The sequence below is a fragment of the Thalassospira sp. genome (assembly GCF_030690045.1).
GTDB lineage: Bacteria > Pseudomonadota > Alphaproteobacteria > Rhodospirillales > Thalassospiraceae > Thalassospira.
In genome coordinates, this window is the sequence record NZ_JAUYHK010000005.1 from 183,487 (window position 1) to 209,583 (window position 26,097).

Here is a 26,097-nt window from a genome sequence, read left to right on the forward strand (position 1 = left end):
TTCATACATATCGATTGGGATTTACGATGATGCGATTGCGCCCCCGCCTCATACTGGCGATCCTGCTTCTGACCGGGTTGCTGAATGCACGGCAATCGATGGCACAGGAAGATGTCCCGTCAATTGCCGCGGCGGCGTCCATCCAGTTTGCCCTGACAGAAACGATCCAGGCCTTTCACGATCAGACCGGCCGTGTTGTGCAGGCGACATACGGATCATCTGGCAATTTTGTCCGCCAAATCCGGCAAGGTGCGCCGTTTGAGATGTTTTTATCTGCTGATGAGAAATTCGTGCTGGATCTGGCCGCAGATGGCCTGTCCCAAAACGACGGCGATGTTTATGCCACCGGGCGTCTTGTGATCATGGTGCCGCATGGATCGCCCCTTGTCGCCGATGGCACGCTTGAAGATGTGCGCGCCGCCCTTGCCGACGGGCGACTTGGTCGTTTTGCCATTGCCAATCCCGAACATGCTCCTTATGGCGCACGCGCCAAAGAGGTCCTCAGCCATGCCGGGTTGTGGGATGCCCTTCAGGACAGGCTGGTTTTTGGCGAAAACATTGCCCAGACGGCCCAATTTGCGACATCGGGCAATGCCGAAGGTGGATTGATTGCCTATTCCCTTGCCCTGTCGCCAACGGTTGCCCCACTTGGCACCTTTCAGCTTATCGCGGAATCGTGGCATACCCCGTTGCGGCAACGCATGGTGTTGCTGAAAGACGCAGGCGAAACCGCGCAGATATTCTATGATTTTGTCAAATCGCCTGCGGGGCAGGCAATTCTGGCAAAACATGGCTTTGCCGCGCCCTAAGATCGGGAACCGGACAATATGGATTGGCAAGCACTTTGGCTGTCGCTGCGCCTTGGGGGAATGACCGTCGTCATCCTCATGCCGATTGCCATCCTTGTCGGGCGCTGGCTTGCCGTCACCCCGATCCGGGGCAAGGGAGCGCTGGAGGCAGTGTTGGCTCTGCCGCTGGTTCTGCCGCCCACGGTATTCGGGTTTTACCTGCTGGTCGCATTCGGGCAGACCAACTGGGTCGGGCAGACATGGCGGGTGATTTTCGGATCGTCGCTGGTCTTTTCGTTTGAAGGTATTCTGATCGCATCCATCATCGTCAATATTCCCTTTGCGGTGCAGCCGGTGCAGCGGGCCTTCGAGGCCATCGGTCCCGAATTGCGCGAGGCGGCGCAAAGTTGCGGCCTGTCTTTCTGGCGCGGCCTGTGGCGGATTGAATTGCCGCTGGCATGGCCGGGAATTTTGACCGGCATGGTCTTGACCTTTGCCCATACTCTGGGCGAATTTGGCGTGGTTTTGATGGTGGGCGGGTCGATCCCCGGCGAAACCAAAACCGTCGCCATTGCCATTTATGACCGGGTGCAGGCCTTTGATGATCAGGGGGCCGCAATCATGTCGGCTGTGTTGCTGGTTATTTCACTGGCAACGATTGCCCTGACTTTTATTCTGACACGACGGCTGGGGCGGCGATATGACTGATCATGCTGATCATGCCCCCGGCCTGTCGGTTTCCCTACGGGAAAACGCCCCCATTCCGCTGGATCTGGCCTTTTCGGTCCGCCCCGGCGAGGTTTTCGCCCTTGTCGGCCCGTCAGGCAGTGGCAAATCCACGACCCTGCGCAGCATTGCCGGGCTGTATCGTCCGCAATCGGGCAGAATCACATCCGCGAATGATTGCTGGCTTGATACCGCGTCAAAACACTATGTTGCGGCCAATCGGCGGCGGATCGGGCTGGTGTTTCAATCCTATGCCCTGTTTCCCCATCTTGATGCCCTTGCCAATGTGACCGAGGCAATGGGCGACCGTCCGCGTTCCGAACGCCATGATGCCGCGATGGCCCTGTTGGCGCGGGTCCATCTGGACGGGCTGGAAAACCGCCTGCCCCGGCAAATTTCAGGCGGGCAACAACAACGGGTGGCGGTGGCCCGTGCCCTTGCCCGGCGACCCGATGTGCTGTTGCTGGACGAACCCTTTGCCGCTGTGGATCGCATGACACGCACCAGTCTGCAACGCGAACTGATTGGCCTGCGGGCCGATCTTGACATGCCGGTGGTTCTGGTCACCCATGATCTGGACGAAGCCGCCCGGCTGGCCGACCGCATCGGGGTGCTGGTGGCGGGAAAATTATTGCAGACCGGAAATGTAGCCGATGTGATGCAACACCCCGTCTGCCCGACCGTGGCGCGGATTATTGGCCTGCCCAATATTTTGACCGGGATTGTCACACAGACCGCCGATGGCATCGACTGGAACGGTCAGATTTTACATACCGATGCCATCCTGCCCCTACCGGGCACGAATATTTCTTTTTGCCTGCGGCCTGATGCACTGGATATTGACCCCAAAGGCACAATCCCCGTCACCATCATGGAACGGACGGTTTTGGGGGCGATTTGCGAAATCCGCCTTGCGGTGCAGGATGACATTCTGACCCTGCATGTGCCGCTGCGCGATCATGACCGGTCGGACTATGCGCCCGGCACCGTCACAAATCTTGCCATCCCCGCCCACGCCATTCACGTCATGGCAAACGACGGTTAGGCGGTTATTCGCCCGTCACCGGATGGGCATGATTCAGCGGGCCATTGCCCTTGCCAAAATTCGGTGCGGTGCGGATCGCCTCGCGGACAAAGGCGCGGGACCGGGCAACGGAATCCGACAGGCTCATACCCTGGGCAAGGCCGGTGGCAATCGCACTGGCCAGTGAACAACCCGTACCGTGATTGTTTTCCGACGGAATACGATCATCCTCAAACCCTTCGATCACGCCATCCTTGCGCCACAGAATATCGACGATTTTTTCGCCCTCGGCATGTCCACCCTTGACCAGAACCGCCCGCGCCCCCATCGCGCCGATTTTTTCAGCAGCAGCAATCATGTCGGTTTCAGAGGTGATTTTAAGTCCCGAAAGCACTTCGGCCTCGGGAATATTGGGGGTCAGAACGGTGGCGCGTGGCACCATCAGCCGGATCAGGCTGTCCACCGCATCTTCGTTCAATAACCGTGATCCGCTTTGCGAAATCATCACCGGATCAATCACAGCCGGAAGGCCTTTGGCCTTGCCATCCAGCAATTGCGCCACTGCCTCGATCACCGGAACGCTGTGCAACATGCCGGTCTTGATCGCATCGGCACCGATATCATCAAGCATCAATTCCGCCTGTTGAAGAATAAAGGCCGGATCAATGCCCAAAACACCAAAAACGCCCCGGGTGTTTTGCGCTGTCAGGGCGGTAATCGCCGTCGCGGCATAGCCACCCAGAACCGTGACGGTTTTGATATCGGCCTGAATCCCGGCCCCGCCGGAACTGTCCGATCCGGCAATGATCAAAACGCGACCTTTCATCGGAATTTCCTTTCAGTCAGAAAATCAGGCAGACAACGCGGTGATTTCGGCAATGATGCCATCGACAATCCGTTCAACCTTGGCAGCATCGTCGCCTTCGGCCATGACGCGGATCAACGGTTCAGTACCCGATTTGCGGATCAGAACGCGACCATCGCCGTTAAATGATTTTTCGGCGTCCGTAATGGCAGAAATCACGCTGTTGGCAGATAACGGGTCGCTGCCTGCGACATAGCGCACATTTTTAAGAATTTGCGGCAGGGGTTCAAACACCCGCGACATTTCCGAAACCGGGCCATCGCCCGATGCCATGACCGCCAGAACCTGCAAGGCCGCCAGCAAGCCATCACCAGTCGAGGCATAATCAGACAGCACAATATGGCCCGATTGTTCGCCGCCGACATTGCAATCAAGGGCGCGCATCTGTTCGACCACATAGCGGTCGCCAACCTTGGTGCGGATCAGGCGCACACCACAGGTTTCCAGAAACCGTTCAAGTCCCAGATTCGACATCACGGTCGCCACCAGCGCATTGCCACGCAATTTTCCGGTTTTTTGCCAGTGCGCAGCAACAAGGCCCATCAACTGATCACCATCAATCAGGCGACCGTTTTCGTCGCACATCTGCAAGCGGTCGGCATCCCCGTCCAGTGCAATGCCCAGATCGGCCTTTTCGGCCAAAACCCGTTCGCACATGGTGGCGGTGTGGGTCGAACCGCAATGATCATTGATGTTAAAGCCATTGGGATTGGTGCCAATGGTAATCACATCCGCCCCCAATTCGCGCAAGACCTTGGGCGCGACGCTATAGGCCGCACCATTGGCGCAATCCAGCACAATGCGCAGGCCCTCAAGCGTCACATGCGGCGGCAACGAAGCCTTGACCGCCTCGATATAGCGCCCCGGCGCATCGTCGATGCGCTGCGCCCGGCCCAGCTTGTCGGCCGAAACCAGCATCGGCGACAGGTCGCTATCCATCATGTCTTCGATTTCAAGTTCGACCTCGTCCGACAATTTGAATCCATCGGGGCCAAACAGCTTGATACCGTTATCCTGATAGGGATTGTGGGATGCGGAAATCATCACACCAATATCGGCCCGCATGGATCGGGTCAGCATCGCCACCGCCGGGGTCGGCATCGGCCCGACCAGCATCACATCCATACCCATCGACGTAAAACCGGCAACAAGGGCGGGTTCCAGCATATAGCCCGACAAACGGGTATCCTTGCCAATCACCACACGATGGCGATGATCCCCACGGGTGAAATAACGCCCGGCGGCCATGCCGACCTTTAAGGCAACCGTTGCCGTCATCGGGGCTGTATTGGCAGTGCCACGGATCCCGTCCGTACCGAAATATTTGCGGCTCATATTGCGTGTTCTCTTGTTTCTGCGTGTGCGAACCAAAATCCGCAGACATTTCCGACCTGATGGCGGTTATATCAAAGTAACCGGTCAATTCTAGGGGCAAACACATTCAAAGAGATTAATCGACGCCAATATGCCAAGCCTGTCTCAAAATAAATGACAGATCGCATGCTTTGCGGCTAACTACCGGCAGGGGAATCCCGCCTAACAAGGAAATCACGATTGCCGGGCATGCACAAAACAGGGCCAGACAGAATAGCCGCACAAAAAGTATCGCAGGGGCGTGCGGGGTGGGCCAATGCCTTTGCTGTGTTTTTTCTGATCCTGACCTTGAACAACATTTTTCCAGCATCCGGTTTGGCGACGGAGGTTCCCGGCCCGGCTGTTGTCCTTGATGGCAATACCCGGCTTGATCTGACACCGTTTCTGAAACGGGTTCATGATCCGGAAGGAAGATGGCAGATCCAGGATATCATTGCCCTGCCCGACACCGATTTTACCCCGCTGCTTCATTCACCTGCCCCCGGCTATACCCGCGATATTATCTGGTATCGTACCGGTTTTCACATTCAGGTGCCCGATACGCCGTCGGACGGGCCCCACTTTATCGAAATGTCCCCGGCCTTTCTTGATCAAATCGATATTTTCCTGATTGATCCGGCAACACAGGAACCCGTCTGGCAAAACCGAACCGGCGACAACAACCCGATCACCGATGATAGTGTGATCTCCCCCCGGCATGCCGTGGCCCTGCCCGATCTTGTCCCCGGGGATTACACGCTGGTTTTTCGGGTCAAAAGCAAAAGCACGCATCTTTTTGAAGCCCGGATCAAAAGCGACGCCGCCCTGATTTCGGACATGACCTCGCCCCTGATCCTCAGCGGGTTTTATTTCGGTATTTTGCTGGTCACCGCCCTGATTTATTTCTGGGCGGGAATGCTGATCCGCGATTTTGCAATCATCTGGTATGCGATTTATGTATTTTCGGTTGCCACCGTATTGTTGGGCATGTCGGGGTTAAGCCTGATTTTTGTGACTCCGATCTGGCCAGCGGCGAATGATATCATGACGGGGGGCGGTGTTGTGATGTCCGTCGCCTCAAGTGCCATCATGTGGGCGACCATCATGCGGAGCCATAAAATCCATCGCGGATTTCATCTGACCTTTTGGGTTTATGGGATGATTGTCGCAACTTTCGTCCTGATATCGACATCGGATTATTTCATCTATTTCGGTCGCATTGTGCTGCCGGTTCATCTGATCATGATGTTTGTATTGCTTGGATGTCTGCTCCATGCCGCGTGGCGATCCCCCGATCAGAAAATTCTGATTTTTTATGTTCTGGCACTCTGTATTCCGATTACGGCGGCCATGATATTTATTTTGACAATCATCGGCATCCTGCCAACGCAGGGCGTAACCCTGAATGTTTATCAGGTCGGATCGATTTTGCACCTGATCATGATGGGGATTGTGATGGGCTATCGCACCCATCTTCTGGAACGCGAACGGATTGCCGCCGTCAAGAACCGCATTCAGGCCCATCATCTTGCCCGCGAACAGGGGGAATTCATTGCCATGCTGGCCCATGAGTTTCGCACCCCGCTGGCGATTATCCGGCGTGCGGTTGAATTGATCCAGCTTCGTATTGGCGATGCCGGGCAAGGTACAATCGACCGGCTGGAACGCATTCGCGAACACGGGGCAAAATTGTCGGGGCTGGTTGATGTGTTCCTGACCAAGGAAACCCTTGACCGCGCGACCTTTGCTATCACCAGACGCCCCGTCATCATGCCGGTTTTGCTGACCAGTCTGGTCGCGGCGATCAAGACCGAAAACCCTGAATTACCCCTGACCCTTGAAGATGGCGGCGATGCCGTCATTGACGCCGACCAGACCCTTCTGGAACTTGCCATTGGCAATATTATTGAAAATGCCCGCAAATATGCCCCCGGTTCGCCGATCAAAATCGATTGCCATCATCGCGGGGACAATTTCACCTATCTGCGCATTGCCGATTTTGGGCCCGGCATGAGCAACGAGGAACTCACCCAGGTCACCCATGCCTTTTTCCGTGGCAAGACAGCCGGCAATACAAGTGGCGTTGGTCTGGGTCTTCATATCACCAGCCGCATTGTCGAGGCCCACGGGGGCACGATGATGATGACGGTTGGCGAAAAAGGCGGGACCACCGTGTTGCTGAAACTGCCGATTAACCGGGCTCTGACCATCACCCGCATTCAACAGCGCAAATTTGCCGAAAGCCTGCTGTCCCACGCCAATCTTTCGCCAAAGACGGGGGATTTGTGATGTCAGGGCGGGCAGGCATGGCAAAATGGCGGGGTTTTCTGGTTTGTCTGGGCATGGTTTATGCAATCCTGCTGGCAGGCACATCATTCGCAATGGCCGACACCGGCGGGATCATTCATCTTGCCCCGTCATCGCCCGACATCATTTCGCTCAATACCGCCATCGGCAGCCTTGAAGACAGTGATTTGTCACTTGATCCCGAAACGGTCCTTGCCCTGCCCGCAACAGATTTTGACATCATCAATGGCATTCCGTCTGGTGGGTACAGTCACAGTGCCTTCTGGTATCGCATCATGCTGGAAATTGAAGGCGATGTGCAGGCCAAACGCTATCTCGACATTCGGCCCGGTTATCTCAACAGGATTGACGTTTACATCGCCCAAACCGGTTCAGGTGACATTATCTGGCAGACCCGCATGGGCGACCATCTTCCCGCCAGCCAGCGCCCGATGATCACCCAAACCCACATTACCCCCTTCCCGGATTTACCCGCCGGTTCCTATGTCTTGCTGATCCGGACACAATCCAACAGCACCCAGTTCCTGATCGCCGACCTCAAAACCAGCCAGGCCCTGATCCGCGAGAAGGCCAAATCCCTTGCGACCAGCAGCATCTTTATCGGCATCATGATCATGGTTGCACTGGTTTACATCGCGCTTGGCTGGATAACACGCGACCAAGCCATCACGATCTATGGAATCGGCATGGTCGCACTGACCGGGCTCAGTTTCGGGCTGGATGGGTTGTTGCTTTTGACCGTGCAACCCGAATGGCCGCTGGCCAATGACCTTCTGGTTGGTTCCAGCACCGCCTTGAATACGGCCAGCGCCATCATTTTGTGGGTTACTGTTCTTGAAATCCACAAACAATATCCGCGTTATGCCAGAATAATTTACGTCTATTGTATCATTATGGCGATGGGGGCACTGACCGCCACGACACCATGGTATGTTGAATTTGGCCGATACGTCCAACTGACCCATTGCCTGATCCTGCTCTCCTTTGTCATGATTTTGATGGTGCGCATTGGCCGTAATCCCGCAAAGATTATTTTATGGGTTTATTTGCTGGTTCTGGCCCTGCCGACCATCGGCGTCACGGTTTATATGCTTGCCCTGATCAAAATCATCCCGATGTCTCAGGCCGTACTCGCCCTCTATCCGATCAGCCTGACATTTCATCTGTTCCTGATGAGCATTGTCATGGGATTCCGCGTTGCCGGGATTGATCGCGACCGTTTGCGCGCTGCCAAAACCGCCGCCATCACCCAACATATGGTGCAGGAACAGCGCAAGCTGGTATCAATGCTGTCGCACGAATTCCGAACCCCGCTTGCCGTTATTCAGCGATCCGCCGAAATGGTGGCATTGCAGTTTAATGCGTCCGATGACGGTATCAGCAACCGTCTGGCCCGGATTCAGGATCAGGCTAAAAAACTGTCGCGGCTGGTCGATGTGTTTTTAAGCCGCGACAACCTGGATGGCGGAAAACTTGCCCTTGCCTGCGAACTTGTCCCGGCGCAGGAATTTCTGGCCCAGTTCGCCGACAACCACACCCGCGAAAATGCCGACATCCTTTTTGAATTTAACGGCGACGGCGATAAGGATTACGATCTTTATATTGATGTGACCTTGCTGGGCCTGGCACTCAACAATGTCATTGAAAATGCCCGCCTTTACAAACCGGGACAGCCCGTTTTGATGAATTGCACCATCTTGACCGGGCCGGTCATCGCCATTTCCATTCCCCATCGCAGCGATGCCATCACCGAAACAGAAATCAGCCGAATTCGCAATTCGCTGTTTCGCGGACGCAATGCCGATACCGGCTATGGGTTGGGTCTGCATATCACCCAGCGCATTGTCACCGCCCATGGCGGCCATGTGCGCGTTGATGACAGCCCCGAAGGCGGGGTTGATATCAATCTGTATTTACCGGTGGAATATGCCGATCCGGAAACAGACGCCGCACCGCAATAAGGCCCGATCAGAAAGCAGCAGGCGTTTCACCATCATTTTCACGGATGATCGTCGCCGGTGCGGTAAAGGCATATCCCCGGCCATAGGCCGTGCGGACCGGCAATTCAGTGCCGATATCGCGCAGGATTTTCTGACGGATGCGGCGAATGACCGTATCAAGATTGCGACAATTTTCCGCCGTATCGGCCTTGCCCAGCGAAACAACGATTTCCGTCCGGCTAAGCCAGCCGCCATTGGCCTCGATCAACAGGCCGATGATGGTGCGTTCGGCAGCGGTGATGACCGCACTGCGCCCGTCAGGATCAATCAGCATCCAGTTCAAAAGATCCAGCCGCCATTGGGGTGCCGTTGCAAGACCGGCAGTAACCGCATCCGGATCATCACGCCCAAGCCTGCGCAAAAGCGGGCGCAAGGCAGCTTCGATCACCGATAGGGGACTATCCTTGGTCAGATAAACATCGGCACCGGCCTGATACCCGGTCAGATGGTGATCCATGCCCGACAGGGATGTCAGCATCATCACACCGCAATCAAGGTTTTCCCGTGCATAGCGCGCCAGATCAAACCCGTCCGCATCGGGCAACATGACATCGAGAATAACCGCCGCAGGACGATATTCTTCAAGGGCACGGTAAAAAGCCGCACCGGTTTCACATCCAACGACGTCAAATCCACACATTTCCAGATATTCACACAAATCCCGATTGAGATCGGTGTTATCTTCCACAACGAATACGCACGCGGCCATTCATTTCCTCCGGCACGGTGCCATCAACCGACGGTTTGGCACTTCTGCTCTCTGTCACCGTCAATTCCGGTTTCCAGATATTTGCTCGTATCTATTTTATTATTCTACAATGCCTGTTTACCCTGACTGTCAGGATGTTCAAGCACCAAGGTTGTACTGTCAGAAATTGACAGATTCTGACAAAATTCAACCACACAAACAAAAACGATATCGCGGTGGATATCGTTTTTGTTTTTTATTCAAAAGGGTTTGCAATTTCAGACTGCCGACAATGCCGCCGCCACCGCCATTGCCTGCGCGGTTTCGCGCACATCATGGACCCGCAATATCTGCGCCCCCTGCCGCCAACCGGTGATGGCGGCCGCAAGCGACCCGCCAATCCGTTCCTTTGGCGTCGCCGCCGGGTCAATCTTGCCAATAAAGGATTTGCGCGAAGCCCCCAGCAACACCGGGCAACCCAGACCCTGAAAAATCGCCAGCCGCGACAGCAATTCAAGATTATGCGACAGGGTCTTGCCAAAACCAAGGCCGGGATCAACGCAAATCCGGTGGCGTGAAATACCCGCCCGTTCACAACTTTCGATACGGTCCAGCAGATAATCATACACATCCAGTACCGCACAGTCATAATGCGGGTTGTGCTGCATCGTTCCCGGTTCACCCTGCATATGCATCAGAACCACCGGTTTGCCGGATTGTGCCACGATTTCCATCGATTGCTCGTCGCCTTCAAGGGCGGTCACGTCATTGATGATATCGACCCCTGCGGCAATCGCGGCCTGCATCACCCCGGCATGGCGGGTATCGACAGATACACAATGACCATCGGCAACCATCGCCTCAATTACCGGTACGACACGGGCGATTTCATCCTCCTCGCGCACGGGTTCGGCCCCCGGACGGGTTGACTCCCCACCAATATCAAGAATGGTCGCCCCCTGTCCCGCCAGATCGCGGGCATGGGCAATCGCCTGTGCCGGGGCGGCATGATCGCCACCATCGGAAAAACTGTCGGGCGTGACATTGACAATGCCCATAATGTGGCTGCCGGTCATGTCCAGCCCGCCAAAGGCGGGACGCGCCGTGGTCAGGCGATGCAACACATCATTGATTTCCGCCACCCGGCCGGAATTTTGCACCCAGCCTTCAAGCGCCAGCAACGGCAAAATCATGCTTTCGGCCCCGCCACCGTCGCGGCGGCGGATGATTTCAAGGGCGGAAAAACCCCGTCGCCCTCCGGCCAGCGGCAGGGTGTTGGGATCATCGGCATGGTCGATAAAGGCGGTCGGCGAATAATAAAGCGGTCCATCAAAATCAGCAAAGCCCCGCACATCGGCGGGGCTTCGCAGGACCGATCCTTCGATCTTGTCCATCAGTTTCTTTCGTCTAGCTTCCGGGTTGCGGTTCAGGCGACAGATCGCCCGTACCTTCGCCGGGATTATCCTTGCGCGGCGCACCCGTGGTCGGCACAGTGGAACGGCGTCCGCCGCCATCCTTGCCGGTGTTGCTGGAATGGCCGGTCCGGTTGATTTCCTCGCCGCGCAACAGGGCATCGATTTCCTTGCCGCTAAGCGTTTCATATTCCAAAAGCGCCTTGGCCAGAATATGCAGATCGTCAAGATATTCGGTCAGAACCCGTTTGGCGAAGGCAAAACCCTCGTCCGACAGGCGTTTGACTTCCTCGTCGATCAGCTGTGCGGTTTTTTCGGAAACATTCTTGTGCTGGGCAACGCTGTGGCCCAGGAACACTTCTTCCTGATTATCCACATATTTGACATTGCCAAGCTTGTCCGAAAAGCCCCATTCCGTGACCATCTTGCGGGCATATTGCGTCACCATATTGATGTCCGAAGACGCGCCGGTGGTCACCTTGTCCTTGCCGAAAATCAGTTCTTCGGCAACACGCCCGCCCATGGCAACCGCCAGATCGGAAATCAGTTGTTCATAGGATTTGGAAATCTGATCGCGTTCCGGCAGACGCATCACCATGCCCAGCGCCCGTCCGCGCGGAATGATGGTCGCCTTGTGGATCGGATCGGATGCCGGGGTATGAATGGCAACCAGCGCATGACCGGCTTCGTGATAGGCGGTCAGTTTCTTTTCGTCGTCAGACATGATCATGGAACGACGTTCTGCGCCCATCATCACCTTGTCCTTGGCGTTTTCAAAATCCGCCATGGTCACGACGCGCTTGCCAAGACGGGCCGCCAGCAAGGCGGCTTCATTGACCAGATTGGCCAGATCCGCCCCCGAGAAACCCGGCGTGCCACGCGCAACCGTGCGCAATTCCACATCGGGGCCCAACGGCACCTTGCGGGCATGGACGCCAAGAATATGTTCGCGGCCTTCCAGATCGGGATTGGGCACCACCACCTGACGGTCAAAACGGCCCGGACGCAGCAGGGCCGGGTCCAGAACGTCGGGACGGTTGGTTGCCGCAACAAGGATCACGCCCTCGTTGGCTTCAAACCCGTCCATTTCGACCAGAAGCTGGTTCAGCGTCTGTTCGCGTTCGTCATTGCCACCGCCAAGACCGGCACCACGATGGCGGCCCACGGCGTCGATTTCATCGATGAAAATGATGCAGGGCGCGTTTTTCTTGCCCTGTTCAAACATGTCACGGACACGCGACGCACCGACACCGACAAACATTTCCACAAAATCAGAACCGGAAATGGTAAAGAACGGCACATTGGCTTCGCCGGCAATGGCACGCGCCAAAAGCGTTTTCCCGGTCCCCGGAGGGCCAACCAGCAACATGCCTTTGGGGATTTTGCCGCCAAGACGCTGGAATTTTTGCGGGTCGCGCAGGAAATCGACCACTTCTTCAAGTTCAGCCTTGGCTTCTTCGATCCCGGCAACATCGTCAAAGGTAACGCGGCCCGATTTCTCGGTCAGCAATTTGGCCTTTGATTTGCCAAACCCCATCGCCTTGCCGCCACCGCCCTGCATCTGACGCATGAAGAAAATCCACACACCAATGATCAGCAACATCGGGAACCAGCTGATCAGCGCGCTCATCAGCGGCGACAGGCTTTCTTCCGGCTGTGCAATGATGCGGACACCCTTTTCATTCAGGCGGTCCACAAGGTTCGGATAATCCGGCGTATAAACCGTCACAGCACGACCATCCCGGGTTTTTGCGGCAAGGTTGCTGCCCTGAATGGTAACTTCGGAAATTTGTCCGGAGTCCACTTCTGCCAGAAAATCCGAAAACGCCAGCGTTGATTGCGGCGATCGTCCAGATGGCGACTGAAACAGGTTAAACAGCGCCACCAGAAGAATGGCGATGATAACCCACAGTGCGAGATTTTTTCCCATATTCTTTCCAAGCTGCTGGTCGCGAATTGTTTCCGCCAATACGCGGCCCCGAACCCGCGAGATGACCTGCCCCATCAGATAATAACAAGGCGGCCCTGCGCAAGTCCGAAGTCAGAGTTCTGCGACGATTTTAAATCCACCACCCCATAACGGAGCCGGTGGCAAAAATCGCCAAAAAATGCCGGTCGTCTTTTCCGCCCCCCGAAGGGGCAACTGACAACCGGCGGCGGATAATACGTCGGAACCGCAGCAAATCTCAAGAGGAGCGAGAAATAAACCTGAATCCCTGTAAAAAATCACCGGCAGAACATCCATCGCCTGCCGGGGAAGCCCGCCCGGAAATGCGGAAACCCGCGCCAAAGCCGCCCGAATTTCCTTGGTGTGACTTTGGTCACAAACCCCAAGCGGCGCAACCGCCAAATCGTCTGAAATGCCGTTTTGGCCGAATTTTTCATCCCGCAACCGGAAAAATTCAATTCGCCCGTCCCATAACAGGGGTCGCTCAGGCGTCAGGATATGAACCCGGACATCCATCCGGCCAAATTCCCGACAAATCAGCCCCCCCCCCCCGCGCCGATGGATCAGACACCCGCCCAGCGACATGCGCCGGGGCGATATATCCGGTGTCGCCTGCAAAATTGCCAGGGCCTTTTGTGTTGCCGCCTGTGCCGGGGCATGATCGGCCCCGCCGACAACACGCAAAATATGGCCCAGCGCATAACCGGCGATATCGGGGTTATCCACCGTCGTTTCCCGCCATTGGGCAAGATCAATCACCGCCATCCCGGTCGCGTCTATCGATACAGACCGCGCCAGAATCTGCCCGATACGGGATTCGGCCTGCTGACGGGTGATAACGGCGCGGTGAATATCCGCAGGTTCGACTCCCGCCCCATCTTGCGCCAGATCCTTGCGGATGCGGACCCGCTCGAAACGAGGATTGATATTTGACGGGTCTTCGATCCAGTTTTGGTGCCTGCCGCGCAGATATGCCATCAATTCGGCCTTGCGAAGGGTCAATAACGGGCGCAACACCCGACCATGACGCAAATAGCGCACCGCACTCATCCCCGCACGGCCAATATCGCCACTGTTGCGCAGGCTGCGCATCCTGCGGGTTTCGTCCTGATCATCGCGGTGATGGGCAACCAGCAAATGCAAAATGCCCAGCCGGTGCAGGGCATCATCCAGCAAGGCATAACGCGCCTCCCGTGCATTTTCCTGCAAGGCCGCCCCCGCACGGCCTTCCTGCCAGCACAAAATATGATGTTCGATCCCATACGCGGCCAACATCTCGCCAACCTGTTGTGCCTCGTCCGCCGATTCGGGCCGCAACCCGTGATCCACCGTCAGGCCCACCACCCGCCCGTTCCGGGCTCGCGCCCAGTGATCGGCCAGCAAAATCAGCGCCATGCTGTCAGCCCCGCCCGAAACGGCCACCGCCAGACAGGGCGATTTTTCAAACGGCCCCAGTTGCGCCATCGCAGATTCAAAAAAAACGACGTCGGGCACATGCTTCCCGGACGTCGTTTTTGGGGGTTCAGATGTCGGCATCGGTTGGCACCGTGCGCCTAACATTTGCGGTTTTTTTGTTCCTGACGGGCGCGATCAAGAATAACCGACGATGTATTCGGGAAATTTTCCAGCAAATGGGCAAAGGTTGTGCAGGCGTCTTCGGTCTGTCCCAGATTGCCTAGCGACATGCCCAGTTTCAAAAGATTGTCCGCGGCCTTGGAACTGTCGGGATAGGTCTGGAACCCTTCGGTAAACGCCACAGCGGCCTGCTCAAACTGCCCCCGCACATAATAGGTTTCCCCCAGCCAATATTGCGCATTCCCGGCCAGCGGGTCCTCGGGATGGGCTTCGACAAAGGCACCAAGTGCGGTTTCGGCCTGGGCAAATTCCTGACGGCGCAACAGATCAAAGGCATAACGATATTGTTCTTCGGGCGTGCCTGCGGGCAAGGCAGAACTGCCTGCCGGTGCGGCCGCGGTCTGGCTGGCCGGGGCCGGTGTGCCGGACGGAACGGATGCTGCGCTGCCCTGGTTTTCAATGACGCCGAACAAACGGGTGCCGCTGTTATCCATCGGTTGTCCATTACCAGACGCAGCCGGGGCGGCGGATGTCGATGCCGCCGGGGCCGAACCGGCCGCATCCGGTGCTGTTCCGTCCATCGGCGCAGCACCAATTGTACCACCTTCAAGCTGGCTGAGGCGGAAGTCAACATCACCAACCAACCGTTCAAGACGGTCTTCGATTTTACGAATCCGGAAATCAAGTTCTTCGATCTGACCGGTGACCTGGGTGATTGCGCCCTGCATACCGTCAAGCTGCACCTGCTGACGGGCTGCGGCGGGGGAACCACCACCTGCTGCCGGGGCACTCGCCCCTTCCGGCACACCTTCGCGATAGACGTAACGCTGCAACAGTTCCATGTCCTTGCGCAGCTGTTCAATCTGCCGGACCAGTGCATTATCCTGTGCGGCGGCCTGTTGCGGCTGCCCGGTCAGGACAATGCCCAGAATGGCCAGACACCCCAAAGAGCGGCCAACCCAGCGTCGTTGATGGTTCAATCGGGTCATGTTCCGGTCCTTGATCCTTCAAAATCAGACATATACTTCGCTACAGCATTGATGCTGATGGTGTCAAACGGCAAAAATAAGGCGCCTGCCCCCGATTAAACGGATGACAGGCGCCTCATATCATCAGGCCGGAACCTGCGTGACGTTAACGGATAACCGAAACGCCGCGACGGTTTTTGGACCAGCTTTCTTCATCATGGCCAACAGCGACCGGGCGTTCTTTACCATAGGAAATGGTTTCGAGACGCGACGGATCAATGCCAAGCGCAATCAGGTAATCTTTTGCAGAATTGGCGCGACGTTCGCCAAGTGCAAGGTTGTATTCGCGGGTGCCGCGTTCGTCGGCATGACCTTCAACAACCACACGGTACTGCGGGAATTTCTTCAGCCATGCGGCCTGAAGTTCCAGCGTACGACGGGCTTCGCCCGACAGGTCGTATTTGTCAAAACCAAAGAAAACGCGATCGCCAACATTGGTTGCAAACCATTCCGGGCTGCTTTCCGACATTGCAGTGGTTTCGGTGGACTGACCAGCGGTCGAAGCACCTGCACCCTGCGAAGAAGCAGAGCTGTCCGGCGCCGTTTCACAAGCAGCCAACAGAGCCGCAGCAGCAAAAATACTCAGAATACGAAGTTTCATTTAACTTTTCCCCTTACACCGGACACAGCGTCCGAGTTGGTATGCTTTCCATGTCCCGCGACGCCGAAACATGCTCGCGGTAAACGCGAATCGCATTAATATGCGTCGCATCGACTATACTCTTGAGATATCAGGGAATCAAGGGCGACCATGCCGGGTCCGATCCATCCGCCGGTGTAACGATCTCTCGTTCATTGAAACCGGTAAGATCAATCGAGAATAATCGGAAGGTATCCTTGGTTCCGTCTCTGGACGGGTTCTGGCGATGATACATCAACACCCGGCCATTGGGCGCCCATGTGGGCCCTTCGACAAGGAAACCTTCGGCCAAAAGCCGTTCTCCGCTGCCGTCGGTCCGCATGACCCCAATATAGAAACGACCTCCTTGTGACTTGGTGAAGGCAATCAGGTCTCCGCGCGGTGACCAGACCGGTGTGGCATAAAGACCACCCCCGAAACTGATCCGCTGGACTCCGCTGCCGTCCGCGTTCATCACGTAAATTTGTTGCCCACCACTGCGGTCGGAGTTGAATGCCACTCTCGAACCATCCGGCGAGTACGACGGCGATGTATCAACAGCCGGGTGTCGCGTCAACTGGCGTTTTTCGCGGGTGCGTAAATCCAGTGTGTAAATTTCACTATTGCCATCAAGTGCCTGGCTCATAATGACTGAATTGCCATCCGGCGAAAACCGCGGGGCAAAGGTCATGCCGGGAAAATCCCCAAGCAATTCAAGCTCTGCGGTATCAATATCAAGCACATAGACGCGCGGCTTGTCGTTAAAATACGACATATAAACCACTTCCTGGGCTGTCGGCGAAAAACGCGGATTGAGCACCAGAAAACGACCATCCGACAGGAAACGATGGTTCGCACCATCCTGATCCATGATGGCAAGTCGCTTGATACGGCTTTGCGCCGGTCCCGATTCGGAGACATAAACAACACGGGTATCAAAATAACCGCTTTCGCCCGTGATGCGTTTATAGATTTCATCGGCGATCTTGTGCGCGATCCGGCGCCAGTTATCGGGCTGGGTCCGATAGGCCATGCCCGCCATCTGGTTTTCCGCCAGAACATCCCACAGCCGGAACTCAACCCGCAACAAGCCATTGGGTTCAGTCACAATCCGGCCATTCACCAGCGCCTGGGCACTGATTGCACGCCATTCGGCAAAATTCGGGCTGACCGCCAATGAACTGGCACTTTGAATAAAAGCCCGTTCTTCAATTGGCCGGAACAGGCCTGATCGCGCCAGATCATCACTGATGACCTGGGTAATGTTCTGGCCAACCTCGGTTTCCGCAACGCTTTCGCCCGGAAACCGGGTTACGGCAATCGGCATTGGCTGCACTTCGCCGCGCGTAATGTCGATGCGCAATTCTGCCTGTGCAGGACCCGTTACGGCAACAGTAAGGCCAACAGCCACGGCAAGTGCGCATAGCCCGGCAATATGGCGGGCAACCCATTGTCGTTTGTTTGCTCTGGTCTTGATAGTCATCCTGCCTCGCTCTTTTCCACGCGTTACAAGTTGTTGATTAACAAGTTGCTAGAGACCCAACATTTCACGCATGTCGAAATTGAACGTGAATGTGCGCCACATATCATATTTATCCAGCGGCAGCTTTAACGGGCTGCATTGCGGATTTTTCACAGCGCGCAACGCACTTTCGGCAATCGCGCGCCGCGATGGATCGCCCCCGATTTCCGATGCATTGGCGATTCGGGCCGATTGCACCGTTCCGTCAGACCGCGCCGAAACAAAAATCTCGACCGCGAATTCACCTGCCGCCCGCGCCCCGGCAGGCGGGCTCCAGCATCGTTCGATCTGGCGTTTGACCGCATCAAGTTCGCCCATGGTCAATCGCGCATCCAGACGGGTTGCCACCACTTCGCTGCTGTTTTCCTCGGGTGTCGGATCGGGATCAACCGGTTCCGATTTCGGTGCCGTATCTTTCAGCTTGGCGACGTTTTTCAGAACCGATGACAGATCGCGTTTCGGTTCCGGCTTGGGTTCCGGTTTCGGCTCGGGCTTTTTCTCGGGCTTTGGTGCCTCGGGCTTGGCCCGCGGCGTTACCTCTGCCACTTCCTTGGGCGGTTCCGGTTTCTTTTCGACATCCTTGGTCGGCAATGGTTCCACTACCGGTTTCGGCTCGGGTTTGGGTTCCGGCTTGGGTTCGGGTTTCGGTGGTTCCGGTTTTGGCTCAGGCTTCGGCTCGGGCTTCGGAGGTTCTGGCTTGGGCGGTTCCGGCTTGGGTTTGGGTTCCGGTTTTGGCGGTGTTGGCGTCGGCTTTTTGTCCTCAACCGGTTTCGGTTGGGCCTTGGTCGGCGCGCCCGACAATTCCGAAATATCGACAACCTCGACAGAAATAGACTGAAGTTCGACCGGCGTTTCCCTGAACAAATCAGGCAAACCAAAATAGGCAATCAGAATGATCACCACATGTCCGGCCAAAGATATCAGCGCATTACGATACATGCCAGATCACCGGTCACTGTTCGGCAGTTCGGCGACAAGCGCCACTTTGGTAAACCCGGCAGCATTGATCATGCCCATGACTTCCATCACCCGGCCATAATCAATCGCCCGATCCCCGCGTACGAAAATACGGGTATCAAGCTTGTTTTCGCTGATGGCTTCCAGTCTGGCGGTCAGGCTGTCATTTTCAACTTCGCTGTCCATAATATAGATCGTGCCGTCACTGGAAACCGACACCACAAGCGGTTCGTCCTGTCCGCTCATCGGGGCGGCCGTTGTTTCCGGCAGATCAACATCCACCCCGACCGTCATCAGCGGGGCAGCAACCATGAAAATCACCAGCAACACCAGCATCACATCGACCATCGGTGTGACGTTGATGTCGCTCATGGCGGCCCGGCGGCGCGACCGCCGTCCGCGACGACCGCCGCCGCCTTTTCCCGAAGCGAGTTGCGCGCCCATAAATCAGTCCCGCCTTTCGTCAAGCTGGCGCGAGAGGATCGAACTGAATTCGTCCACAAAGGCCTCCAGCCGGTTGTTATAGCGGCCCAGATCACTGGAAATCTTGTTATAGGCAACCACGGCCGGAATAGCCGCAACCAGCCCCATCGCCGTTGCCAGCAGCGCCTCGGCAATACCGGGGGCAACCACGGCCAGCGATGTGTTTTTCGATGCGGCAATCGCCTGAAACGAAATCATGATGCCCCAGACGGTGCCAAACAGGCCGACAAACGGTGCGGTCGATCCGACCGACGCCAGAAACGTCATATACCGTTCCACCCGGTCCATTTCACGACCAAGGGTGACTTCCATCGTCCGTTCAAGGCGTTGTTGCATCCGGGCGCGCATGGTTTCACCACTGACACCCTTGGCATTGGACCGCCGCCATTCGCGCATCGCCGATACAAAAATCGCCGACATCGGGTCTTTGGGCTGATCGGCAATCCGGTCATACAGATCTTCCAAAGATCCGCCCGACCAGAAAGCTTCTTCAAAACGGTTGGCCTGGGCGCGCAATTTGCGCAACCGGGTCAGTTTTTCAAAAATGATCGCCCAGACCCAGATAGAGGCCAGCATCAGGCCGATCATAACAGTTTTGACAACGATACCCGCCTGAAGAAACAGCCCCCACATGGACATGTCATGCGCCATAACGGACTGGCCCAGCGTTACAGCATCGACCACCTGATTTTCCATATTGTTTTCAGTCCTCGCTCACATTCAGATAGCCACAGAACACATTTCTCAATTCATCCGGCAAACGCTGTGCCCTATGGGTTTCGAGCGACATGCAGGCAAGAAAGATTTCGATAGTCACCAATTCCTCGTCGTCACGCATGATTTTCTGTTCAAACCCCAGTGATGCGCCGCCCAGCCGGATCACCTTGCTGTCAACATGCAGGCGATCTTCCAGGCGCGCAGCCCGACGAAAATCGACCGTACAGTGTCGAACCGCTATGGCAACTTTGTGGCGCTCTGCCACGTCTCTGTTCGTAAAGCCCAACAAATTAAGCATCGCGGTCCGCGCCCGTTCGGCAAAGGCCAGATATTGGGCGTGATACACGATGCCACCGGCGTCAGTATCCTCGTAAAATACGATGAAAGGGTAAATGTGGCGTTTACCGTCGATCCGGCCCAACAACGCATCGGTCATGTCGGTCATTCTGCGTTTCCATCCGCATTGTCATCAAACAGATCGGCCAGCGGTACCCCGCCAATCTGGCGCGGCGGCGTCAATCCCAGATGGATGAAACCTTTCATCCCCAGAACCCGCCCCCTTGGGGTGCGTTGCAACAGGCCCTGCTGCAACAGATAAGGTTCGATGACTTCTTCGATGGTATCGCGTTCTTCGGACAGGGCAGCGGCCAGCGTATCCACCCCGACCGGCCCCCCGCCATAATTGCTGGCGATACAATGCAGATACCGGCGATCCTGACTGTCCAGACCAAGATGGTCCACTTCCAGCCGGGTCAGGGCGGCATCGGCCATCAGTTTATTAACCGGCGATTTGCCCGCCACCACGGCAAAATCGCGCACCCGGCGCAACAAGCGCCCGGCAATACGCGGGGTCCCGCGTGACCGGCGGGCAATTTCCATCGCCCCGTCCCGGCTCAGATCAAATTGCAACAGCCGCGCCCCGCGGGCGACGATTTCCACCAGTTCTTCGGGTTCGTAAAAGCGCAGACGCAACGGAATACCAAACCGGTCACGCAGCGGCGTTGTCAAAAGCCCCGACCGGGTCGTCGCCCCCACCAGAGTAAAGGGCGGCAAATCAATGCGCACAGAACGTGCGGCCGGTCCCTCGCCAATGATCAGATCCAGTTGGAAATCTTCCATCGCCGGATATAGAATTTCTTCAACCGCCGGGCTCAGACGATGGATTTCATCGATAAACAACACATCGCGCGGCTGCAGATTGGTCAAAAGCGCTGCCAGATCGCCCGCCTTGGCAATCACCGGGCCGGATGTGGCGCGAAATCCAACACCCAATTCAGCCGCAACAATTTGCGACAATGTGGTTTTGCCAAGGCCGGGCGGCCCGAAAAACAAAACATGATCCATTGCTTCTTCACGGCCCCGGGCGGCCTGAATAAAAACATCCAGATTCTCGCGCACTTCTTTCTGGCCGGTAAAATCATCCAGCCTGCGTGGACGCAGCGATCCGTCCTGAATATCTTCGGCCCGGCGTTCCCCCGCCAGTAAACGGTCCTCTTCGTCGCTCACGCGCTCAGCTCCTTAAGTCCCAACCGGATCAGGCTATCAAGCGATGCCTTCCCGTCGGCCTGCTGAAACGCCTTGCCCACTGCGCCAAAGGCCTCGGAACGGCCATAACCCAGATTGACAAGTGCCGACACGGCATCACCCAGCATGGCGGCGTTCTCATCGCTATCGGGTTCGGGCATTTCGCTGACGGCCGGCATGCCCTTGCCTGCCGGTTTGGCTTTGCCCGCCGATGCCTCTGCAACGGCTGGTGCAGCCACCGGACCAAGGTTCAGGCGCGATGCCTTGTCTTTCAATTCGCCAATGATCCGTGCCGCCACCTTGTTGCCCACCCCCGGCGCCCGGCAAAGGGCGGTGGCATCCTGTGCAGCAAGGGCGCGCAGCAAATCGGTGGGTGACAGAACAGACAACAATGCCAGTGCGACCTTGGCCCCCACCCCCTGCACGGTGGTCAAAAGGGCGAACCATTGTTTTTCGCCCTCGTCGCCAAACCCATACAGATGAATATGATCTTCGCGGACATGGGTTTCGATCAACAGGCCCGCATCGCCACCTTTGGGGGGCAACATCGACAATGTCCGGCGCGAGGCAAACACCAGATACCCGACGCCATGAACGTCAAGGATCACACTGTCCTCGCCGACAAAATCAACAATTCCGCGCAGCTTGGCGATCATCGGTTGCGTCTCCCATATCCGGTTTCCATGCTGGCCAATGCCCGTTGCCCGGCATGCTGGGCATGACATATGGCCACGGCCAGCGCATCGGCGGCATCCGCCCCCCTGATCTCGCACCCCGGCAGCAAGGTCGATACCATCATTTCCACCTGTTGCTTGGCGGCATGACCGGCCCCCACCACCGTCTTTTTGACGGCATTGGGTGTATATTCCGTTACCGACAGCCCGCACAGGGATGGCACCAAAAGCGCAACCCCCCGCGCCTGCCCCAGTTTCAGGGTCGATACCGGGTTTTTATTGACAAAGGTTTCCTCAACGGCGGCTTCATCGGGGGTCCAGATTTTGATCACCTCCATCAGCCCGTCATGCAATTGCCGCAACCGTTCTGCCAGCGACAGGGTCTGGGTCGATGTCACCACCCCGTTGGCGACATGGCGCATATGGTTGTCGCGAAGGTCAATGACCCCCCAACCGGTTCGTTGAAGACCGGGATCAATCCCGAGAACCCTTACCACGCAGCATCACCCCTTGTTCGATGTGCAGATACAATACGCCCGCCATTCAAAAGCGAATGACGGGCGCAATCAAGATCAGTTATCGAGGGCAGCGACGATTTCGTCTGTCCAGTCAACATTGGTCCAGACATTCTGGACATCGTCATTGTCTTCCAGAACATCGACCAGCTTCATGATGCTTTGCGCCTGATCGACCGAAACTTCGGCCAATGTGACCGGGCGGAACACCAGTTTGGCACTTTCCGGATCGCCAAATTTGACCATCAGGGCTTCGCGCACCTGATTGAGGTCTTCGATCTCGGTTTCGATGACATGGCTGTCCTCATCCGATTCCGCATTGGCGGCCCCTGCTTCAAGGGCGGCTTCAAACATGGTTTCGGCATCGGCCTTGCCCGCCGGATAAACAATTTCACCGACCCGGTTGAACATAAAGCCGACCGACCCGGTTTCGCCCAAATTGCCGCCGGATTTGGCAAAGGCCGACCGGACTTCGGAGGCCGTACGATTACGGTTATCGGTCAGGGCTTCGACGATGACCGCAACCCCGGCAACGCCATATCCTTCGTAACGGACTTCTTCGTAATTGCCTTCATCGCCCGCACCGGTCGCCTTTTTGATGGCGCGCTCGATATTATCCTTGGGCATGTTCTGGCCACGGGCGGCGATGATGGCAGCACGCAAACGCGGATTGCTGTCCATATCTTCGCTGATTTTCGCCGAAACCGTGATTTCACGGGCCAGCTTGGTAAAGATCTTGGCGCGCTTTTTATCCTGCGCGCCTTTGCGGTGCATGATGTTCTTGAATTGGGAATGGCCGGCCATAACCTGAAACCTGTATGCTTTGTGGGTTGTCACGCGATGCGGGGCATCGTGCCGACAAGCCTGCGCCATCGCGCCATGCCTGACCGGCCTTGATAAATTATGTCTGCGCCTGCCACCCGAAACCGGGGCCTTGCGGGCGCAACGACCGCTCTATAGCCTGTTTGCGGGCACAGGTCCAGCCATCGCGCATCATGATTGCATTATAAGGGTTGCCCTGTATGTACATCAGGACAGGTTCACTTTTATAGTAACTTTCCCTAAATAATACTTTGTATGTAATTGCCCACAAAATCGCTTAGGGCTTGTAAGTCGGTTCACGATGAATCAATATCGTCATACGAATATTGATGACATTGATAATCAGATAATTGCGCAACAAAGCGCAAAGTCGAAACGAACAATATCGATCGGCCTGTTGTGCGACCAGATTTTGGCGCATTCGGGGACAGACCGAAACGTAAAAAAGGGTAGGAACAGAATGGGAACGAAATTCGGGGTCCAGGGAAAGTTACTGTTATCGTTTGCAATGGTCGGCCTGATGGCCGTTCTGGCGGCGGTTGTCGGCGGGTTTTCCTTTAACCAGTTTGGCGCGACACTATCGGAAATCACCGAAGAAAAACTTCCGCCGATGTTTGCCGCCCAGCAACTGGCGACGGAAAGTGCGGAAATTGTCGCCATCGCGCCGCGCATTGTCGCTTCCAAATCGCCGGAAGAAGAACTGGCCATCAAGGAGGAACTTGATTTCCGCCTGATGGAAATGTCCAACAAGATTGAAGCCCTGCAAGCAGACGGTCTTGCGCCTGAAATTCTCGATATGATCGACACCAACCGCATCCTGCTTCAGGAAGCACTGGCCGGTCTTCATAATGTCACGCAGGACCGTTTTGCCATTGCCGCCGACAAGGACGCGAAACTGAAAGAATTTCAGGATCACGCCAAACGCTATGCCGATACCCTCAAACCGCTTTTGTCCTATACCCAGAACGATATTGCCCAGGCAGATGCCCTGGTCAAAACATTGCGGGATGATCCGGTTGAACGGCTGACGAAATCCAAGGATGAAATCCTTGAAGCCTTTTACAAATTCAATGACGCCATTACCACCCGCACCCCGATTCTTGAAATCGAGCGGCTGGGCGGTAATGCCGCCAATATGATCATTTCATCATCGACCGAAACCGAAGCCGTCCGGCTGTCGATTGTCGGCGTGCGCATGCGTGGCACCTATTCCGACATCACCGCGCTGCTTGAAAATCTTGATAACGAACGTCTCAAGGCGTTTTACGTTGATCTGGTCGGAAAAATGAACGCGCTTTCGGTGGGCGATGGCAGTCTGCCCGATCTGCGTATCAAGGAACTGGAAACCGAAACCAATGCCCTGATGTATGTGCAGCAAAGCAGCGAATATGCCGACGCCATGCGTACCAGCGTGACCGAACTGGTCGATGCGCTGCAAGGTGATGTCGATGCCGCATCTGATCAGGCAAAGGTTCTGCAAGAACAAAGTTCCATGATCCTGTATGCGGTCGCCATCGCGGCGATCCTGCTGTCGCTGGCGATTTACGTGATCTATGTCCGGGGTAATCTGTTGCGCCGTCTGGCCGGGTTGCAAAACACCATGGTCACGCTGGCCGATGGCAATCTCGATATCGAGGTTCCCGTGCGCGGCAATGACGAAATCACCGCCATGGGCCGTGCGGTCGAGGTCTTTAAGGAAAATGCCCTGAAAGTCCGCGAATTGCAGGAAGAAGAAGTCCGCCTCAATCGCGAACGCAATGAAGCCCTGCGCGATGAATTGCTGGGTCTGGCCGATACGTTGCAAGGCGAAGTCGAAAGTGCGGTCGGTGAAATCGCCGCCCTTGCCGAACAGTTGCAAGGCGTTTCGGGCCAGATGAGCCACAGCGCCGAACTGGTGTCGGGACAAAGCGAAGAAGTCGCCAATTCTGCACAGGAAGCCACCGGCAATGTCGAAACCGTCGCCGCAGCAACCGAACAATTGTCGGCATCGAATGCGGAAATCAACCGTCAGATGGCGGAATCAACCCGCATTTCCAACAATGCCGCCACCAAGGCACAGGAAACCAATGATCTGGTGGTCAGCCTGTCACAATCGGCCAACCGGATTGGCGAGGTGATTGCCCTGATCACCGGCATTGCCGAACAGACCAATCTTCTGGCCCTGAACGCCACCATCGAAGCCGCCCGTGCCGGGGATGCCGGTAAAGGCTTTGCCGTGGTTGCCGCCGAGGTCAAGAACCTTGCCAATCAGACCGAAAAGGCGACCGAGGAAATTTCCGGCCAGATTGCCGGTATCCAGAAATCCACCGGGGAATCGGTTTCGGCAATTGAGGCGATCAGCAAGATCATTGAAAACATCAATGAAATCGCCACCACCATCTCGGCCGCGGTCGAGGAACAGGGTGCGGCGACCAACGAGATCACCCGCAATGTGCGCGGGGCGGCGGACCGTACCCGTGCGGTATCGACCTCGATCACCGATGTTGCCAATGAAACCGGCAAAACCGGCGAATTGTCCGGTCAGGTCTTGCAAACCGCACAACTGGCATC

23 protein-coding genes are annotated in these 26,097 nt (G+C 56.3%); 6 read left to right on the top strand and 17 right to left on the bottom strand.

Annotated features, from left to right (window positions below):
• The first annotated feature begins 26 nt into the window (after positions 1 to 26).
• The 3 genes from modA to Q8O73_RS03185 are packed head-to-tail and all read left to right on the top strand — an operon-like array spanning position 27 to position 2,559.
• Entirely contained in the window at positions 27 to 809 is a 783-nt protein-coding gene (gene modA / locus Q8O73_RS03175) for a molybdate ABC transporter substrate-binding protein (protein WP_305554817.1), read from the top strand.
• Positions 810 to 827: 18 nt separating this feature from the next.
• Positions 828 to 1,496, top strand: a complete 669-nt coding sequence (modB, locus tag Q8O73_RS03180; RefSeq protein ID WP_305554819.1) for a molybdate ABC transporter permease subunit — start codon at positions 828 to 830, stop codon at positions 1,494 to 1,496.
• Positions 1,489 to 2,559, top strand: a complete 1,071-nt coding sequence (locus Q8O73_RS03185; protein ID WP_305554822.1) for an ABC transporter ATP-binding protein — start codon at positions 1,489 to 1,491, stop codon at positions 2,557 to 2,559. Before modB ends, Q8O73_RS03185 begins: the two co-directional genes overlap by 8 nt.
• A 4-nt stretch (positions 2,560 to 2,563) precedes the next feature.
• Here the strand turns inward: Q8O73_RS03185 and thiD are convergent, their stop codons facing one another.
• Positions 2,564 to 3,364 carry a bifunctional hydroxymethylpyrimidine kinase/phosphomethylpyrimidine kinase gene (gene thiD, locus Q8O73_RS03190; protein WP_305554824.1) on the bottom strand — a complete coding sequence of 267 codons (801 nt, stop codon included), beginning with the start codon at positions 3,362 to 3,364 and terminating at the stop codon, positions 2,564 to 2,566.
• Positions 3,365 to 3,388: 24 nt separating this feature from the next.
• Positions 3,389 to 4,738: a phosphoglucosamine mutase gene (glmM, locus tag Q8O73_RS03195; protein WP_305554827.1), complete on the bottom strand. Its 1,350-nt coding sequence runs from the start codon at positions 4,736 to 4,738 to the stop codon at positions 3,389 to 3,391.
• A 228-nt stretch (positions 4,739 to 4,966) separates the two neighbouring features.
• Between glmM and Q8O73_RS03200 the strand changes: the two genes are divergently transcribed.
• Positions 4,967 to 7,045, top strand: a complete 2,079-nt coding sequence (locus Q8O73_RS03200; protein WP_305554830.1) for a sensor histidine kinase — start codon at positions 4,967 to 4,969, stop codon at positions 7,043 to 7,045.
• On the top strand, positions 7,045 to 9,024 hold the full coding sequence (locus Q8O73_RS03205) for a sensor histidine kinase (protein WP_305554833.1): 1,980 nt from the start codon (positions 7,045 to 7,047) through the stop codon (positions 9,022 to 9,024). The genes Q8O73_RS03200 and Q8O73_RS03205 overlap by 1 nt, the downstream gene beginning before the upstream one ends.
• Positions 9,025 to 9,031: 7 nt before the next feature.
• On the opposite strand, the gene Q8O73_RS03210 is transcribed toward Q8O73_RS03205, so the two are convergent.
• The 15 genes from Q8O73_RS03210 to Q8O73_RS03280 all read right to left on the bottom strand — a co-directional run bounded on the left by Q8O73_RS03210 (position 9,032) and on the right by Q8O73_RS03280 (position 23,529).
• Positions 9,032 to 9,772, bottom strand: coding sequence for a response regulator transcription factor (locus Q8O73_RS03210; RefSeq protein ID WP_305554836.1), 741 nt, complete (start codon positions 9,770 to 9,772; stop codon positions 9,032 to 9,034).
• Between the two features lie 257 nt (positions 9,773 to 10,029).
• Positions 10,030 to 11,145, bottom strand: coding sequence for a dihydropteroate synthase (folP, locus tag Q8O73_RS03215; protein ID WP_305554839.1), 1,116 nt, complete (start codon positions 11,143 to 11,145; stop codon positions 10,030 to 10,032).
• A 13-nt stretch (positions 11,146 to 11,158) separates the two neighbouring features.
• Positions 11,159 to 13,093, bottom strand: a complete 1,935-nt coding sequence (ftsH, locus tag Q8O73_RS03220) for an ATP-dependent zinc metalloprotease FtsH (protein ID WP_305554842.1) — start codon at positions 13,091 to 13,093, stop codon at positions 11,159 to 11,161.
• A 111-nt stretch (positions 13,094 to 13,204) separates the two neighbouring features.
• Positions 13,205 to 14,605: a tRNA lysidine(34) synthetase TilS gene (gene tilS, locus Q8O73_RS03225; RefSeq protein WP_305554845.1), complete on the bottom strand. Its 1,401-nt coding sequence runs from the start codon at positions 14,603 to 14,605 to the stop codon at positions 13,205 to 13,207.
• 59 nt (positions 14,606 to 14,664) lie between these two features.
• Positions 14,665 to 15,675 carry a tol-pal system protein YbgF gene (gene ybgF / locus Q8O73_RS03230; RefSeq protein WP_305554848.1) on the bottom strand — a complete coding sequence of 337 codons (1,011 nt, stop codon included), beginning with the start codon at positions 15,673 to 15,675 and terminating at the stop codon, positions 14,665 to 14,667.
• 145 nt (positions 15,676 to 15,820) lie between these two features.
• On the bottom strand, positions 15,821 to 16,315 hold the full coding sequence (gene pal / locus Q8O73_RS03235; RefSeq protein WP_305554851.1) for a peptidoglycan-associated lipoprotein Pal: 495 nt from the start codon (positions 16,313 to 16,315) through the stop codon (positions 15,821 to 15,823).
• 130 nt (positions 16,316 to 16,445) lie between these two features.
• On the bottom strand, positions 16,446 to 17,816 hold the full coding sequence (gene tolB / locus Q8O73_RS03240) for a Tol-Pal system beta propeller repeat protein TolB (RefSeq protein WP_305554854.1): 1,371 nt from the start codon (positions 17,814 to 17,816) through the stop codon (positions 16,446 to 16,448).
• 48 nt (positions 17,817 to 17,864) lie between these two features.
• Positions 17,865 to 18,794, bottom strand: coding sequence for an energy transducer TonB (locus Q8O73_RS03245; RefSeq protein ID WP_305554857.1), 930 nt, complete (start codon positions 18,792 to 18,794; stop codon positions 17,865 to 17,867).
• A gap of 6 nt (positions 18,795 to 18,800) precedes the next feature.
• Positions 18,801 to 19,256: a protein TolR gene (gene tolR / locus Q8O73_RS03250; protein ID WP_305554860.1), complete on the bottom strand. Its 456-nt coding sequence runs from the start codon at positions 19,254 to 19,256 to the stop codon at positions 18,801 to 18,803.
• 3 nt (positions 19,257 to 19,259) lie between these two features.
• Positions 19,260 to 19,991, bottom strand: coding sequence for a protein TolQ (gene tolQ / locus Q8O73_RS03255; RefSeq protein WP_305554863.1), 732 nt, complete (start codon positions 19,989 to 19,991; stop codon positions 19,260 to 19,262).
• 7 nt (positions 19,992 to 19,998) lie between these two features.
• Positions 19,999 to 20,457 carry a YbgC/FadM family acyl-CoA thioesterase gene (locus Q8O73_RS03260; RefSeq protein ID WP_305554866.1) on the bottom strand — a complete coding sequence of 153 codons (459 nt, stop codon included), beginning with the start codon at positions 20,455 to 20,457 and terminating at the stop codon, positions 19,999 to 20,001.
• Positions 20,454 to 21,518, bottom strand: a complete 1,065-nt coding sequence (gene ruvB / locus Q8O73_RS03265; RefSeq protein ID WP_305554869.1) for a Holliday junction branch migration DNA helicase RuvB — start codon at positions 21,516 to 21,518, stop codon at positions 20,454 to 20,456. The genes Q8O73_RS03260 and ruvB overlap by 4 nt, the downstream gene beginning before the upstream one ends.
• Positions 21,515 to 22,192, bottom strand: coding sequence for a Holliday junction branch migration protein RuvA (gene ruvA, locus Q8O73_RS03270; RefSeq protein WP_305554872.1), 678 nt, complete (start codon positions 22,190 to 22,192; stop codon positions 21,515 to 21,517). Before ruvA ends, ruvB begins: the two co-directional genes overlap by 4 nt.
• Entirely contained in the window at positions 22,189 to 22,707 is a 519-nt protein-coding gene (ruvC, locus tag Q8O73_RS03275; protein ID WP_305554875.1) for a crossover junction endodeoxyribonuclease RuvC, read from the bottom strand. The genes ruvA and ruvC overlap by 4 nt, the downstream gene beginning before the upstream one ends.
• 75 nt (positions 22,708 to 22,782) lie before the next feature.
• On the bottom strand, positions 22,783 to 23,529 hold the full coding sequence (locus tag Q8O73_RS03280) for a YebC/PmpR family DNA-binding transcriptional regulator (RefSeq protein WP_305554877.1): 747 nt from the start codon (positions 23,527 to 23,529) through the stop codon (positions 22,783 to 22,785).
• 478 nt (positions 23,530 to 24,007) lie between these two features.
• Between Q8O73_RS03280 and Q8O73_RS03285 the strand changes: the two genes are divergently transcribed.
• A partial coding sequence (locus tag Q8O73_RS03285) for a methyl-accepting chemotaxis protein (RefSeq protein ID WP_305554879.1) occupies positions 24,008 to 26,097 on the top strand: 2,090 nt, incomplete at its 3' end.